Below are 15,006 nucleotides of genomic sequence, written 5' to 3'. Positions count from 1 at the left end.
TAAACAGTCCTGCGGATTGCAACGGTCCGCGCTACAAGCGGGGCAATAAACGAGAGGAGCTTGACCGATGGGCACGACCCCCTTCCTGCGCAACCTGTGGTACGTGGCCGGCTGGAGTGCCGATCTGGCGCCGGGTGACCGGGTGGGCCGCCTCTACCTCAACAAGCCGGTCGTGCTCTGGCGCGACATGGATGGCCAGGCCCATGCGCTGGAAGACCGCTGCGTCCACCGCGCGATGCCGCTTTCGGCGGGCGTGGTGGAAGGCAAGGCCCTGCGCTGCCCCTACCACGGGCTCGAATTCGGCGGCAACGGGCGCTGCACGCGCATCCCCGCGCAGGACAAGATCCCCGAAACCGCCAAAGTCCGCGCCTACCCGCTGGTCGAGAAGCAGGGCATCATGTGGATCTGGATGGGTGATGTCGAACGTGCCGATCCCGCGCGCGTGCCCAATTACCCCATCCACGAGGACCCGACCTACGCCTGGCGCAGCGCCCATTTCCCGGTGAAGGGCAACTGGCAGTTGCTGGTCGACAACCTCATGGACCTCTCGCACCTGCCCTACATCCACGCGCGCACCATCGGCGGCAATCCCGAACTCCATTTCAGCACCCGGACGCAGTCGCACAAGCTTCCCAACGGCGTGCGCGTAGCGCGCCACATGCCCAATTCCGAACCGCCTCCGACGTACGTCGACGCCGCCGGCTTCCAGGGTCGGATCGACCGCTGGCAGGAGATCGAGTTTGAGCCCGTGCTGATCCGCATCCACACCGGGGCCTGCGAGGCGGGTACCGGCGCTTACGAAGGTCGGCGCGATCAGGGCTTCTCGATGCGCGGCTTCCACGGCATCACCCCCGAGACCGAGACGACGACGCACTACTTCTGGTCGATGGCGACCAATATCCTGACCGGCGGCGTGCCCGATGAAGTCTTCGAGCAGACCGCGCGCACTTTCCGCGAGGACCAGGACGTGCTCGAGATGCAGCAGGAGCGCATGCTCCAGTGCCCCGATGAACCCCTGCTCGATATCGCCAGCGACGTGGGCGGGCGCCACACCCGCCAGTTGATCGCGCGCCTGCTGCGCGAGGACGGGGACGGGGACGGCAGGCGTAGGCCTCATCCCGCCGCAGCGCCGGCCACACCGCAAAGCGAACTTACGCCATAAGCGCGGCGCAGCGCCCTTGCGCTCGAGTAGCCAATTGACATTCGCTCGCAATCATCGGAAAATCGAGTCCCAGGGGTGGATACATTCTTGGGATTGGACCGTTGTGAGCGATTGGTGTGTCCTGCATGCCGAATGGCGCAAATTGCATGCTGAAGTCGAACGGCTGCTCGAGGAAGTGCGTAGCCTCGAGGGCAGCACCGACCTCGAACTTCTCGGCGCGAAAACCCAGCTCCTGATCGGCGCAACCGATGCGATGCACGCGCTGGTCGGCAAGCTCCACCAGATCGCACGCAAGACCGTTCCGTCCGAGGCCGGTCTCGAGGGCAACGCGTACACCCGCCCGCTTCGCCTGAACTCCTAAAGCCGAGCCGGTCAGCGCACGGCATAGGTCGCCGCGTTGTTCGCTCCCGACGGGGGCGGGCTCAGAACGCGGGCGCGCCACGCACGAAGCGTCGCGGCGCGAAGGGGGCCTGGCCGGTTCCCGCGCACGCCGCCTTCACGCTGCAAATCCGGGTGGCGAGGTCCTGGAGGCTGAACGGCGCATCGAGCGCGATCCCGCAGCGATCGCCATGGCGCCAGCACGCGACACCGCGCAGACGCGGCAGGCCCGGCGCTTCGACCAGGAGCCGCTGGCCCGGCGTGACCCAGGCCATGGTGCGCAGGCCCAGCCCCTCGCGTGAGATGTCGACGAGTTCGCCGCTGGCGGCAATGCCGTCGACGACGAGGCGCAACGCGCAGGAGAGGTTCACCCGGATCGATCGGCGCGGGAAAGGGCCCTGGCCCGACAGGAACTGCGCAACGTCGATCGGCGCGGCGAAACGGGCCCGCATCTGGTCGCCTTCCCCGGCTGCCTGCACAAGCGCATGGCGCTGGCCGTTGCCCATTTCGAGCACGAGCGAACCGGCCGGTTCCTCCGATGCAAGCAGGCGCAGCGTGACCTCGGGCTCGCAGACTTGGGTGACGATGCAAGGGCACTCGCCATGCCCGCCCACCAGCTTGGCGATGCGGTAGAGCGAACGCGGCACCGACGCCACCTTGCGCACCTGGACATTCTCGCCGCCGACCATTCGCACGTTCTCCCCGCCTGGTCCCCCGCGCCGTACCCGGGTGGCCGGCAGACCGGGTTGGGATCTGCCGGCCGGCAAGGGCAGCCATCAGGACTGCGCTGCTCTCACGGGTACATGCATCTGATGTCGAAAGCCGGAAACGTGGGTGCCCGCCTCGGCAATCGACAAGGCCACCCTGGCCCAGTCCCTTCGGCGGGTCGATCCGGGAAAAACACGGGGAATTTCCCTATTTTTCAACTGCAATGCATTGCAGATCACGCCCCCTCGCCGCGCGCGAGCGCGACGAGTTGCGCAAGGCCGCGAGCACCGCTCTTGCCCATGATCGCGGCGCGATGGTCCTCGACGGTGCGCGCCGAGATGGCGAGGATCTCCGCCACTTCCTTGTTGCTGTGGCCCAGCACCAGCAGATCGAGCACCTCGCGCTCGCGCCGGGTGAACATCGCCAGCGCCGCGCCGCGCTGCCGCGCGCGCTGCGCCCAGGCGCGCCCTTCGCCCACGGCGGCGACCAGCCGCTCCTCGTCGAGCGGCTTCTCGAGGTAGTCGACCCCGCCGTGACGGCGCACGGCGTCGACCGCATGCGACGTCGTCGGCCAGGCGGTCATGAACACGAGCGCAATGTCGGGATCGCGACCACGCACCGCCTCGGCCAGCGCGAAGCCGTCCATCGCGCCCAGCTGGACGTCGCTGACCACGCACTCGAAGTCCGCCCCTTCGAGCGCCGCCAGCAGGTCAGCGGGCTGCGTGAAGGCGCGCGCGCGGTGCCCGCAGCGCGCGAGCATGCGCGCCACGCTCGCGGCAAGGTCGGCATCGTCGTCGAGGACGGCGATCGGAACATGCGCCTCGGCGCCTTGCAGATCTTTCGTCATGGCGTGGTCTCCAATGCCGGGAGAAGCAGTGTGAAGCGCACGAAGCCGTCGCCGTCCTCGCGCTCGAGGCGGCCATCGTGGGCCTCGACGATGCTGCGCACGATCATCAGGCCCACCCCCATGCCCGGCCCATTGGAATGCGCCGCCGCCGGGTCGAAGGCATTACTGACGCCAAGCGCGACATGGCTCCCCTCACGTACCGCACGCACCTCGACCAGCCCGTCGCACGTCTGGGCGAGCGCGTTGCGCACGAGGTTGAGCAGCGCCTGGGCAAGCTCGATCTCCTGGCCGTGGACGACGAGATCGGGAGCCATCGGCGCGATCCGCAGCGTCTTGCCGCGCGCGGCGACATCCTGCGCGACCATCTGGCGCACCATCGCCACCAGCATGGCGACGGGCAGCGCGGAGGGCTCGTCAAGATCGCGCCCGCCAAAGCGCCGCAGGCGGCGCACCAGTTCGGACAGCGTGCGCGCCTTGCGATCGACCAGCGCCGCGCTCTCGGCGATGTCGGGGGCGTGGCGTGCGGCCTCGCGGTGGAGATGCCCGGCCTCGATCGCCAGCGTGGAGAGCGGCTGGCTGATCTCGTGGATCACCGCCACCGACATCGCGCGCAGGGTCTTGAGCCGCTCGGCCTGGAACAGGAGGCGGTTGCGCTTGTCGAGCGAATGGCGCGCGGCGACCTGGGCGTCGGCGAAGCTGCCCGCGAGCCAGGTCACGATCACCACTCCGGCAATCCCCAAATGCAGCTCGATGCGCACCGCGCCCTCGAGCTCGAGCGCGGAATAGGGCAGGAACAGCGCAAGGTCGGCAAGGATCGTCAGCCAGGCGGCGCCCCGCCCATGACGCAGCCCGATCCACGCCCCGCCCAGCATGGCGGGCGAAGGCTGCAGGCCCAGTCCCGTCTTCCACAGCGCGAGCGTCAGCGCGAGGCACAGCCCCAGCACGAGCGCGTCGGTCAGCCACGCGAGTGGCGATTGCCAGGCAACGCGGGGGGGCCAGGCGACACAGGCGGGCCAGCCCAACCGCGGCCGACGCGGCGTATCGATCAGCCCGGCAAGCCAGAGCAGCGCAGGGGCGAGCACGAGAATGCCCAGCAGATCGCCCACCACCATGCCGGTCAGCGACAGGAAACGCGCCGAGGGTGTGCTCGCCGCGAAGGCCCGGGCGTCGAGCAGGGCATCGAGCGGCACGACCAGGATACCGCTCAGCACGGGTGCGGCCAGCGCGGCAAGGCCCAACGGCATCGGGGGTACGCACAAGGTGCGCTCGTTGCGCTCGCACACACTGCGTACAAGCGAAATGGCAATGGCGGTGCTGAAACCCGGGCGCAGCACGCCCAGCGTATCGTGCAACGCGTGCGGGCCGGTGAACACGAGTGCTCCGGTCAGCCAGTCGGTGACCACCTCGCACACCATCAGTGCCGGGGCCAGCCGCGAGCCGCGCGACCACAGCACCGCGAAGCGCAGTCCCGCGGCGGGGTACCACAAGGAATAGAAGCCCGAACCGCCGCCCCAGGGCCGCGCCATCCAGTGCAGCGCGGCAAAGGCCGCGCCATAGGCCAGGAGGAGGGGAAGGTCGGGTCGGCGGGGCAGCCACGTGCGCAGCGCGCCTGCGCGCGCCGGTCGATCATCCAGATGCAAGTGCCCCATCGGCCTGTCTATACCGCGAAGCTCGCGCGTGAAAATCCGGAAAAATTACGGAGAGTTGCGTCTCACGGCCGGACAGGCGACAGGCCGCTTTCGAGCCGCGTTCCCTTCGTTAGCCTCACCGCGTCCCCCGCGCGCGCGAAGCGCCGCGCCAGCGTCGCGCAGACGAAGAGCTGGAGCTGGTGGAACAGCATCAAGGGCAGCACGATCAGCCCCACCGCCTGCCCGGCGAAGAGCACCGTCGCCATCGGGAGGCCGCCAGCCATGCTCTTCTTCGAGCCGCAGAACACGATGGCAATCTCGTCCTCGCGCGTGAAGCCGCAAAAGCGGCTCGCCAGAGTCGTGACCAGGAGGACACAGCCCAGGATCACCGCGTCCACCAGAAACACCAAGGCGAGGTTGTCCCAGGACAGGCGCGTCCAGATCCCCGCCACCATCCCCGCGCTGAAGGCCGCATAGACGACCAGCAGGATCGAGCCGCGATCGACCACCGAGGTCAGCCGCTTGTGCCCGGCCAGCCAGTCACCGACCCAGGGCCGCAGCGCCTGGCCGGCCACGAAAGGCGCGAGGATCTGAACCGCGATCTGCTCGAGCGCGTCGAGCGAAAAGCCGCCGCTCGCGCCCGGCAGGAGCTGCGAAACCAGGATCGGCGTCAGGAACACGCCCAGGACATTGGAAAGCGACGCCGCGCAGAGCGCTCCGGGCACGTTGCCCCGCGCGATCGCGGTGAAGGCGATCGAGGACTGCACGGTCGAGGGCAACAGGCACAGGAAGACGAGCCCGGTCACCACCTCGTCGGGCAAATGCCCGCGCAGGACGAGGCGCACGACGACCCCGATCACCGGGAACAGCGCGTAGGTGCTGGCGAAAATCAGCGCCTGCAGCCGCCAGTGCGACACCCCCAGCCAGATCGCCGCGGGCTTGAGCCGGGCGCCATAGAGCAGGAACAGCACCGCGACCGCCAGCTTGACCACCCCGTCGACGAGAGCGACGGCCTCGCCGCGCGCGGGCAGCAGCGCGGCGAGCGAGACCGTCGCGATCAGCAGCAACAGGTAGGTGTCGAGCCCGAGGCGGGCCCACAAGCGGGTGAGGATGGGCATGGTTTGGTCTCCACGAATTGCGCCTGCCCTTCGCACCGCGCCTCATCATTCACAATTGCGATGACATGGATATCAGTCATCGCATATCATGATAGACATGACGAATAGCCCGCTTTTCCCCGCCGACCTGCTCCGGACGTTCGTCACCGTCGTCGAGGCGCGCAGCTTCTCGGGCGCGGCGCGCATGCTGGGTTTGCGCCAGTCGACGGTGAGCCAGCATGTCGCCCGGCTCGAGGCCCTTGCCCGGCGGCGGCTGATCGACCGCGACACGCACCACATGGCGCTCACCGTCGACGGCGAGCGGCTGCTCGACCAGGCGCGCGCCCTCATCGATGCGCATATCCGGCTCGCCAACAGCTTTGCCGACGCGCCCTTGCGCGGACGCCTGCGCCTGGGCGCCTCGGAAGACTTCGTGCTCTCCGCGCTGCCCCACATCCTGGCCGCCTTCGCGCGGCGCCACCCCGAGGTCGACCTGGAGCTGCGCGCCGGGCTCAGCCACGACCTTTACGATGCCTACGACGCCGGACGTCTCGACGTCATCTTCGTCAAGCGCCGCAGCGGCGACCGGCGCGGCCAGCTCGCCTGGCGCGAGCCGGTGCGCTGGATCGCGCACCCCGACTGGCGCGCCGTGCCGGGGGCGCCGCTGCCGTTGCTGCTTTATCCGCCACCCAGCATGACCCGCGCGCTCGCGATCGAGACGCTCGAAAGCCGCGAAGTGCCCTGGCGCGTCGCCTTCACCAGCTCGAGCCTCAGTGGCCTGAGCGCCGCCGCGCGGGCGGGCATAGGTCTCCTGCCCCATTCGGCGCGGCTGATGCCTCCCGAACTCGCCCCGCTTCCCCACGCGGCCACCCTGCCCGCCCTGCCTGACATCGAGTTCGTGGTCATCGATCCCGGCGAGACCAACCCGGCCGCGCGCGGTCTCACCGCGATGATCCTGACCTGGGCGCTGGGCGCGGGCGGCGCCTAGCCCCATCCGGCCAATCCACCGCCGACCTCATGGATTACCCGTAGTCTCGCCCGGCGAAGTCTTTGCTAAGCCCTTGCGCGAAGACACCAGCCGGAGGCATTTCGATGGGCATGATGCGGGCCGCCGTCGCGCGGCAATTCAAGGCGCCGCTCGTACTGGAGGAGGTCCCGATCCCGGTCCCCGGGCCGGGCGAGGTGCTGGTCAAGATCAAGGCCAGCGGCGTGTGCCACACCGACCTCCACGCCATCGACGGCGACTGGCCGGTGAAGCCCGCTCTGCCGCTGATCCCGGGGCACGAGGGCGTGGGCCTCGTCGCCGCGCTCGGGCCGGGCGTGGAGGATCTCAAGGAAGGTGACGCGGTCGGCGTGCCCTGGCTGCACCACGCCTGCCGCGCCTGCGAATACTGCGAGACCGGCTGGGAAACGCTGTGCGAAAAGCAGGCCAACACCGGTTACGGCGTCAATGGCGGCTATGCCGAATACGTCATCGCCAGCGCCCCCTTCGTCGGCCGCCTGCCCGCCAATCCCGACTGGGTTTCGATGGCACCGATCCTGTGCGCGGGCGTCACCGTCTACAAGGGCCTCAAGGAAACCGAGGCCCGCCCCGGCCAGTGGGTGCTGATCTCGGGCATTGGTGGGCTGGGTCACGTCGCGGTGCAATACGCCCGGGCCATGGGGCTTCACGTCATCGGCATCGACATCGGCGAGGCCAAGCTCGCGCTGGCTCGCCAGCTCGGCGCCGAACTCGCTTTCGACGCGCGCGACCCTGACCTCGTTGCCAAAGTGGTCCGGGAGACCGGCGGCGGGGCCCACGGCGTACTGGTGACGGCGGTGTCCCCGGCCGCCTTCTCGCAAGCCATCGCCTGTGCGCGGCGGCGTGCGACGGTCAGCCTCGTCGGCCTGCCGCCGGGCGATTTCCCCACCCCGATCTTCGACGTCGTGCTCAAGCGCATCACCATTCGCGGCTCGATCGTGGGCACCCGGCGCGATCTGGACGAGGCGATCGCCTTCGCCGCGCAAGGCCAGGTCAAGGCGACGGTCGCCTCCGAACCGCTCGAGAACGTCAACGCGATTCTCGACCGCATGCGCGCGGGCACGATCGAGGGGCGAGTCGCGCTCGTCCTGTAGGGCCTGCACCCCAGCCGTCTCGGCCCGCCTTTCGACCAGTTCGACGACGAGGCCCGCGACCGCCTCGCGGCTCGCGGCTCGCGCGCCGTGACCCGAGCGGGCGCGGGCCTCGATCCTGCGCGTCCAAGGCGCCAATCGCCTCTTCACGGCCCGCTGCACTGCCGCCTGGACAGCTGGCCTGTCGGTGAGCGCCGGTACCGGCGAGGCATTTGCCAGACGCATACCATTGGTATTAGCCTGCCTCAGTTCGGCGCAATGCGTTCGGCAGGCCTCCGATTCATGCTCCACTGCGGATCACGCGGCGTTCGTTGCGGCAAACCTGCCGCGGGCCGCTGCAATCCATTGCTGACAAATAATACCTGCGCTGTCCCGAATCGCGGTCGAAACCGGACGCTCCTGGCCAACTCATCCAGAAAGCAGCGCCTCTCGTACCGTTGCATTGCGCGCGCCAGGCTCCCGAATATTGCGAACAAGAGACGTAAATTCAGTGTGTTATAAGTGAAATTTGGGCGCCGGAAGCCAAGAATTCGCGCCATAGCCAGATCAATACCAGATTATTTCCAAAGGTATCTCAATGGGCTTGACTCCGGAAATAATCTGCGCGAATTTTGCCGCATAAGCGAAATAAAAGAAATCTGCGGGAAAGGCGCGACCCACTCGGGTCGGCGCGACACGATTGTTCCATGAGGGGGTTTTCGATGCGTGTTTCACCGGATTCTCGGCGCGTCTTCTTGCGCCTGTCGTTTCTACTTTCCAGCGCCCTGCCGGCTCTGGTCGCGGTCTCGCCGGTCCAGGCCCAAACCGCCTCCGATACGGCGGTCGCGGGCGAGATCGTCGTCACCGGCATCCGCGCCAGCCTGCAGTCCGCGCTCGAGTCCAAGCGCCAGGACGTGCGCGTCACCGACGGTATCTCGGCCGAGGACATCGGCAAGTTCCCCGCCGAGAACATCACCGAGGCGATCCAGCGCATTTCGGGCGTGCAGATGTCGAACATCAACGGGCGCGGCTCGACGATCTCGATCCGTGGCCTGGGGCCGCAATACGCGCTGACCACGATCAACGGCCAGACCTTCAAGAGCGCCGACTTCACCGACGGCTTTCGCTACGACATCATCCAGACCGAGCTCGCCAGCGCGATCGAGGTGATCAAGTCGCCCACCGCAGCGATGGACACCGGCGGCCTTTCGGGCACCGTCAACATCACCACGCCCCGCCCGCTCGACTACAACGGGCGCTCGCTGATCGTATCGGTCAAGGGCCAGAATTCGGAATACGCCGGGGGCAAGATCACCCCCAAGGTAAGCGGCAGCTACGTCGGCAAGTTCCTCGACAACACGCTGGGCGTCTACGTCAACCTGGGCTACCAGAAGCTCAAGGACCGCGCCGACTACTTCTGGATGGATCGCTGGACGAGCGCCGAGATCGACGGCGAGACCGTGACCATCCCGCGCCGCCCGCGCTACCGGCGCATCGACCGCGACACGACCCGCCTGATGGCAAGCGGCGGCCTGCAATGGCAGCCCACCGACCGGATCGAGATCAACGCCACCGCGATCTATGCCCGCGACCGCACCGACTACGACGTCAACCAGCAGGTCTTCCTGTTCGACACCTCGAAGCTGAGCGTGAACACGATCACCAACGGGGTCGCCACCAGCGTCACCGCGACCGACTTCACGATGGAGAACAACCGCCAGCACGAGGACCGGAACCTCGCCAGCCAGGGCTACACGCTTTCGGGCAAGTGGACCGGTGACGACGGCTGGAGTGCGAGCACGGCCTTCAACTACACGCTGGGCACGACCTACCAGCGCGAGGCCGCCGCGATCGTGGGCATCACCATCCCCTCCGCGACGATCGACTTCACCGACCCCGACGCGGTCCGCTTCGATGTCGGCACCGACCTGTCGGACGCCTCGAACTACACCGCAAGCTCGCTGACCCGCAACGAATACCCCAACGGCGCGACCCGCAAGATGCGTTCGGGCGAGACATCGGCGCAGTTCGACCTCGGCAAGGAGGTCGCCTTCGGACCGTTCAGCAAGATCAGCGCGGGGGCCAAGTACCGGCATGAGACCTTCAACCGCTACGTCTCGCGCCACGACATGATCGCGCTGGCCGATGCCCCGTCGGCCGACAGCAGCGTCTTCCCCGACCTCACCAGCGACAACTACGCGGTCTCGGGCTTCCTCAATGGCAGCTCGCTGATCCAGTCTGCGTGGGTGGCCCCCAACCTCGCCTCCTACGGTTCGGCGCTGGCCGCCGCCGGGATCACCGTGCCCGACATCTTTGCGCCCGAGGCGAGCTACCACGTCGACCGCGCCATGCCCGCCGTCTACGCGATGGCGGACATCGACACCGCGATCGGCTCGCTGCCGATCCGCGGCAATGTCGGGGTGCGCTACGAGCACACCCGCCAGAAGGTCACGGGCAACATCACCGCCCCGCGCGACGACGGCTACGAGGAAGTCCAGCAGAAGATCGGCGACTACACGGTCACGCAGAACTACGGCAACGTGCTGCCGAGCCTGAGCCTCGTGGCCGAGCCCGCGCGCAACCTGCAGATCCGCTTTGCCGCCGCCAAAGTGCTGGTGCGCCCGTTCATGGACTCGCGCACCTCGATGGCCGAGACCACCAGCACTTCGGCCAATACCCAGCCTGCGGGCACCAACACCGTCACCGTCGATCTGGGCCAGGCCTCGCTCAAGCCGCTGACCGCCAAGCAGCTCGATCTTGGCGCCGAATGGTACTTCGACCAAGGCAGCGCGATCACGCTCAACGGCTTCTACAAGTGGATCAAGAACGGCACTTATTCGGCGCTGATCTGCCCCGCCTCGTACAATGGCACCGCGCTCAGCACCAATTCGGACAGCGACTGCGTCGATGCCTCGGGCAACATCTACGACATCACCCAGACCCTCAACGATCCCAGCATCGTGCGCATCAAGGGCTTCGAGGTGAGCTGGACCCAGTCGTTCGACCGTTTCCTGCCGATCGACGGCTTCGGCCTGATGGCCAACTTCACCCGCGTCTTCCCGCAGAACGAGGACCCGGACAGCGGCTATACCGTGCGCAATCTCTCGAAGGTGACCTGGAACCTGGTGCCCTACTGGGAGAACGAGCACTTCAACGTGCGCGCCTCGATCAACTACCGAAGCAGCTACCAGCAGACCAACGCCGACAGCTTCTTCGCCTATGCCGGGCACGTGGTGCGCGGCCGCACGCAGATCGACCTCAGCGGCGGCTACACCCCCAACGACATGCTCAGCTTCACCGCGGGCGTCGTCAATCTCAACAACTCGAGCGAGGAAGCCTATTACGAGGACTCCTCCATCTGGCAGGAAACGAGCCACTACGGTCGCAGCTTCTACGTCTCCGCGACGATGAAACTCTGATTTTCGATCCCGCCCTGAGGCGTTTTCCGGCTCCGGTCGGAAAACGCCTCCGTTTTATTCCCGCAAGTGCCTGGGGTAGTGGTGTCTCGAAGCGATCGGGCGCCCGATCCGCACCCCGCCCCCTCACCCGTGCCGAGGACTGATGCCGACTTTGCGCCCCAACGCGTCACCAAGCCCGATCCCGAAGGGGCAGGCCAACGTTCCGCTGCGATCCGGCGGGCTCGCCCTCGCGCTCGGCCTGGCGCTGCTCTTCGCCCCTCCCCTCCACGCTCGCGAAGCGCCCGCCACCCCGGCGCTGGCGAACCAGGCCCCCGCCAGCGCCGAGCGCGCGATCGCCTCGGCCCGCGCCAGCCTTCAGCGCCTCGGCATTCCGGCCGACCGCTTCACCCTGCGCCTCAGCGCCCCCGGAGCGGACAGTACGCCGAGCTACCACGTCACCATTGCCAAGGGGCACATCGCGGTACGCGGGACCAGCCCCGTCGCGCTGGTGCGCGGGACCACGGCGACGCTGGCCCGGCTCGGCCGCCTCGAGGTGAGCTGGGAAGGCCGGCGCCTCGGCTCGCTGAAGGACCTGCCCGCCTACGACAGCGGCGAGGTCACCACGCCTTTCGCGCAGCGCGCCTATCTGAACACCTGCACTTACGGCTACACCACCCCCTGGTGGGACTGGTCCCGCTGGGAGCGCGAGATCGACGCGATGGCCGCGCACGGCGTCGACACGCCGTTGGCGATGGAAGGCCAGGAATTCGTCTGGCGCGCACTCTGGCGCGAATTCGGGATGGACGAGGGCGCGATCGGCGCCTCGCTTTCGGCCGCCCCGTTCCTGCCCTGGCAGCGCATGGGCAACATGGCCGGATACCGCGCCCCGCTTTCGCCGGGCTGGATCGAGAAGAAGCACCAGCTCCAGATCCGCATTCTCGCACGCATGCGCGCGCTGGGCATGAAGCCGGTGCTGCCCGCCTTCGCCGGCTATGTGCCCGAGACCTTCGCCAAGGCGCACCCCGAGGCGAAGATCTACCGCATGCGCGCCTGGGAAGGCTTTGCCCCGACCTACTGGCTCGATCCGTCCGATCCGCTTTTCGAGCGGCTGGCCGCGCGTTTCATCGCGCTCTACACCGCGACTTACGGTGAAGGGCAATACTACCTTGCCGACGCCTTCAACGAGATGGTCCCGCCGATCGCGCAGGACGGCAGCGACGCGAGCACGGCCCAGTACGGCGATTCCATCGCCAACACCGCCGCCACGCGCGCCGCCAGCCTGCCCCCCCACGTGCGCGACGCGCGCCTCGCGGCCTATGGCGAGCGGCTCTACCAGGCCATCGCGCGCCCCGCGCCCGGGGCGACCTGGGTCATGCAGGGCTGGATGTTCGGCTCGGACAAGGCGTTCTGGACCCCCGAGGCGATCGCCGCCTTCCTCAGCCGGGTGCCGCGCGAGCGCATGCTCGTGCTCGACATCGGCAACGACCGCTATCCCGGCATCTGGCAGAAGAGCGAGGCTTTCGACGGCAAGCGCTGGATCTACGGCTACGTCCACAATTACGGGGGCAGCAACCCGGTCTACGGCGATCTCGACTTCTACCGGCAGGACATCGCCCGGCTGAAAGCCGACCCCGCACGCGGCAACCTTGCCGGCTTCGGCCTTTTTCCCGAAGGCCTCAACAACAATTCGCTCGTCTACGACTACGCCTACGACCTTGCCTGGGGCGAGCCCGAGCGCAGCGTGGCACAATGGCTCGAAGAGCATCTGCGCGCGCGCTACGGCGCGGTTTCGCCCGAGATGCTGGCCGCGTGGAACGACGTGATCGCGGGGGCCTACACCACCCGCTACTGGACCCCGCGCTGGTGGAACGAGCGCGCCGGGGCCTATCTCTTCTTCAAGCGCCCGACCGGCGAGGGCGCGCAGTATCCTGCCGAGCCGGGCGATGCGGGGCGGCTGCGCAAGGGAATCGAGCAGATGGTCGCGGCCCTGCCCGCCAAGGCGCCCGAACTCGCCACCTACGACCTCGTCGACCTCACCCGCCACTACGCCAGCCTGCGCCTCGACGACCTGCTCAAGGCCACGCTGGCCGCCTACCAAAGCGGGGACCTTGCCCGGGGCGATGCCAGCCGCGCGCGCCTGGTGCGCCTTGCCAGGCTGGTTGATCGCCTCGCCGGCAACCAGCAGGAGACGCTGGGCAGCTGGATCGCGGATGCGCGCGCCTATGGCGACACGCCGCAGGAGAAGGATCGCTACGCGCAGGACGCCAAGGCCCTGGTCACCATCTGGGGCGGGAAGGGGCACCTCTCCGACTACGCCTCACGCGCCTGGCAGGGGCTCTACGCAGGCTACTACCTGCCCCGCTGGCAACAGTTCCTCGACGCCGAGCGCGCGGCGGCCGCCGCGCACACCGCCTTCGACGAGCCCGCCGCGCTTGCCGCGATCCGCACCTGGGAGACGGACTGGGTCGCCGACGGGCGGACCTGGCCGCGCACCCGCCCCGCCGACCCGCTTGCGCTGGTGCGCACGATCCTCGCCGAGACGCAGCCCTGATGGCCTCCCTTTCCCCGGCCCCCTCCCCGAACCGCACGCGCTTTGCCGCGCTCGACGTGTTCCGCGGCCTCACCATCTTCCTGATGATCCTGGTCAACACCTCGGGGCCAGGCGCGGAGGCCTTCCCGATCCTCGTCCATGCGCGCTGGATCGGCTTCACCGCCGCCGACCTCGTCTTTCCCACCTTCCTCTTCGTGATGGGCAACGCGATGGCCTTCGCGCTCGCCAGGCCGATCCCCACCGCGCCCTATCTCCTGCGGCTGCTGCGCCGTTCGGCGATCATCTTCGCGCTCGGCGTGCTGATGTACTGGTTCCCCTTCTTCCGCATGGGCGAGCACGGCGCATCGTGGATCCCCTTCTCCGAGACCCGCATCCCGGGCGTCCTGCAACGCCTGGCGCTGTGCTATCTCGCCGCCGGGCTGCTGGTGCGGGGGCTGCGGCCGCGCGCGCTGGTGGTCGCCTGCGCCGCGCTGCTCGTGGGCTACTGGTTCCTCCTCGTCCACTTCGGCCTGCCGGGCGAGGCCTTCTCCAAGACCGGCAACGCGGGCACCCTGCTCGACAACGCACTGCTGCCCCCTGCCCACCTCTACCGCAAGGACCATGGTTTCGACCCGGAGGGCTTGCTCGGCACGCTGCCCGCCACCGTCAACGTGCTCGCGGGCTATCTCGCCAGCCTTGCGGTGCTGCGCCACAAGGCCAATGTGCGCCGCGCACTCGCGCCGATGGTGGCGACGGGCGTGGCGCTCGTGGTCGCAGGGCTCGCCTGGGCGCCCTGGTTCCCGATCGCCAAGAAGCTGTGGACCGGCTCCTTCGTGCTGCTCACCACCGGCTGCGACCTCGTCCTGCTCGCCGCGCTGATCTGGCTCTACGAATGCCGCAAGGTGGAGTGGGGCAAGCGCTTCTTCCTCGTCCTGGGGCGCAACCCGCTCGCCATCTACCTGTTTTCCGAAATCTTCGTCGTCGCGCTCAACCTCGTGCGCGTGCCTGGCTACGGCGGGCTCTACGACTGGATCGGGATCGCCGGTTTCCAGGCGCTCTGGCCCGGAGCCGTGGGTGCGCTGCTTTGCGCGCTCGCCTATACGCTTGTGTGCTGGGCGCTGGGCTGGCTGCTCGACCGCCGGGGGCTCATCCTCAAGGTGTGAGGCA

Annotated in this window: 11 protein-coding genes; 7 read left to right on the top strand and 4 right to left on the bottom strand. The window is 68.2% G+C overall.

What is annotated here, in order from left to right:
* The first annotated feature begins 67 nt into the window (after positions 1–67).
* Positions 68–1,162, top strand: a complete 1,095-nt coding sequence (locus HT136_RS12585; RefSeq protein WP_214200128.1) for an aromatic ring-hydroxylating oxygenase subunit alpha — start codon at positions 68–70, stop codon at positions 1,160–1,162.
* A gap of 103 nt (positions 1,163–1,265) precedes the next feature.
* The gene (locus HT136_RS12580; protein WP_214200127.1) at positions 1,266–1,523 is read left to right on the top strand and encodes a hypothetical protein; all 258 of its coding nucleotides are present in this window, start codon (positions 1,266–1,268) and stop codon (positions 1,521–1,523) included.
* A 61-nt stretch (positions 1,524–1,584) separates the two neighbouring features.
* On the opposite strand, the gene HT136_RS12575 is transcribed toward HT136_RS12580, so the two are convergent.
* From HT136_RS12575 to HT136_RS12560, 4 genes are all read right to left on the bottom strand, one after another.
* Positions 1,585–2,229 (bottom strand): PilZ domain-containing protein, encoded by a 645-nt coding sequence (locus HT136_RS12575; protein ID WP_214200126.1) that lies wholly within the window; start codon positions 2,227–2,229, stop codon positions 1,585–1,587.
* Positions 2,230–2,483: 254 nt separating this feature from the next.
* On the bottom strand, positions 2,484–3,095 hold the full coding sequence (locus HT136_RS12570) for a response regulator transcription factor (RefSeq protein WP_214200125.1): 612 nt from the start codon (positions 3,093–3,095) through the stop codon (positions 2,484–2,486).
* Complete coding sequence (locus tag HT136_RS12565) at positions 3,092–4,744, bottom strand: sensor histidine kinase (protein WP_214200124.1); 1,653 nt, start codon at positions 4,742–4,744, stop codon at positions 3,092–3,094. The genes HT136_RS12570 and HT136_RS12565 overlap by 4 nt, the downstream gene beginning before the upstream one ends.
* Positions 4,745–4,806: 62 nt before the next feature.
* Complete coding sequence (locus HT136_RS12560) at positions 4,807–5,841, bottom strand: bile acid:sodium symporter family protein (RefSeq protein WP_214200123.1); 1,035 nt, start codon at positions 5,839–5,841, stop codon at positions 4,807–4,809.
* Positions 5,842–5,938: 97 nt separating this feature from the next.
* Between HT136_RS12560 and HT136_RS12555 the strand changes: the two genes are divergently transcribed.
* The 5 genes from HT136_RS12555 (at position 5,939) to HT136_RS12535 (ending at position 15,002) form a co-directional block, all read left to right on the top strand.
* The gene (locus tag HT136_RS12555) at positions 5,939–6,808 is read left to right on the top strand and encodes a LysR family transcriptional regulator (RefSeq protein ID WP_214200122.1); all 870 of its coding nucleotides are present in this window, start codon (positions 5,939–5,941) and stop codon (positions 6,806–6,808) included.
* Positions 6,809–6,921: 113 nt separating this feature from the next.
* Positions 6,922–7,935: a zinc-dependent alcohol dehydrogenase gene (locus tag HT136_RS12550; RefSeq protein WP_425516894.1), complete on the top strand. Its 1,014-nt coding sequence runs from the start codon at positions 6,922–6,924 to the stop codon at positions 7,933–7,935.
* A gap of 698 nt (positions 7,936–8,633) precedes the next feature.
* Entirely contained in the window at positions 8,634–11,330 is a 2,697-nt protein-coding gene (locus tag HT136_RS12545; RefSeq protein WP_214200120.1) for a TonB-dependent receptor, read from the top strand.
* 142 nt (positions 11,331–11,472) lie between these two features.
* Entirely contained in the window at positions 11,473–13,860 is a 2,388-nt protein-coding gene (locus HT136_RS12540) for an alpha-N-acetylglucosaminidase (RefSeq protein WP_214200119.1), read from the top strand.
* Positions 13,860–15,002, top strand: coding sequence for an acyltransferase family protein (locus tag HT136_RS12535; RefSeq protein WP_214200118.1), 1,143 nt, complete (start codon positions 13,860–13,862; stop codon positions 15,000–15,002). Before HT136_RS12540 ends, HT136_RS12535 begins: the two co-directional genes overlap by 1 nt.
* Positions 15,003–15,006 lie beyond the last annotated feature (4 nt).

Origin of the sequence: Novosphingobium profundi (genome assembly GCF_018491765.1) — a bacterium.
Classification (GTDB): Bacteria; Pseudomonadota; Alphaproteobacteria; order Sphingomonadales; family Sphingomonadaceae; genus Novosphingobium; species Novosphingobium profundi.
The sequence above is the reverse complement of the archived record's forward strand: the minus strand, read 5'-3'. Positions and strand labels throughout refer to the sequence as shown.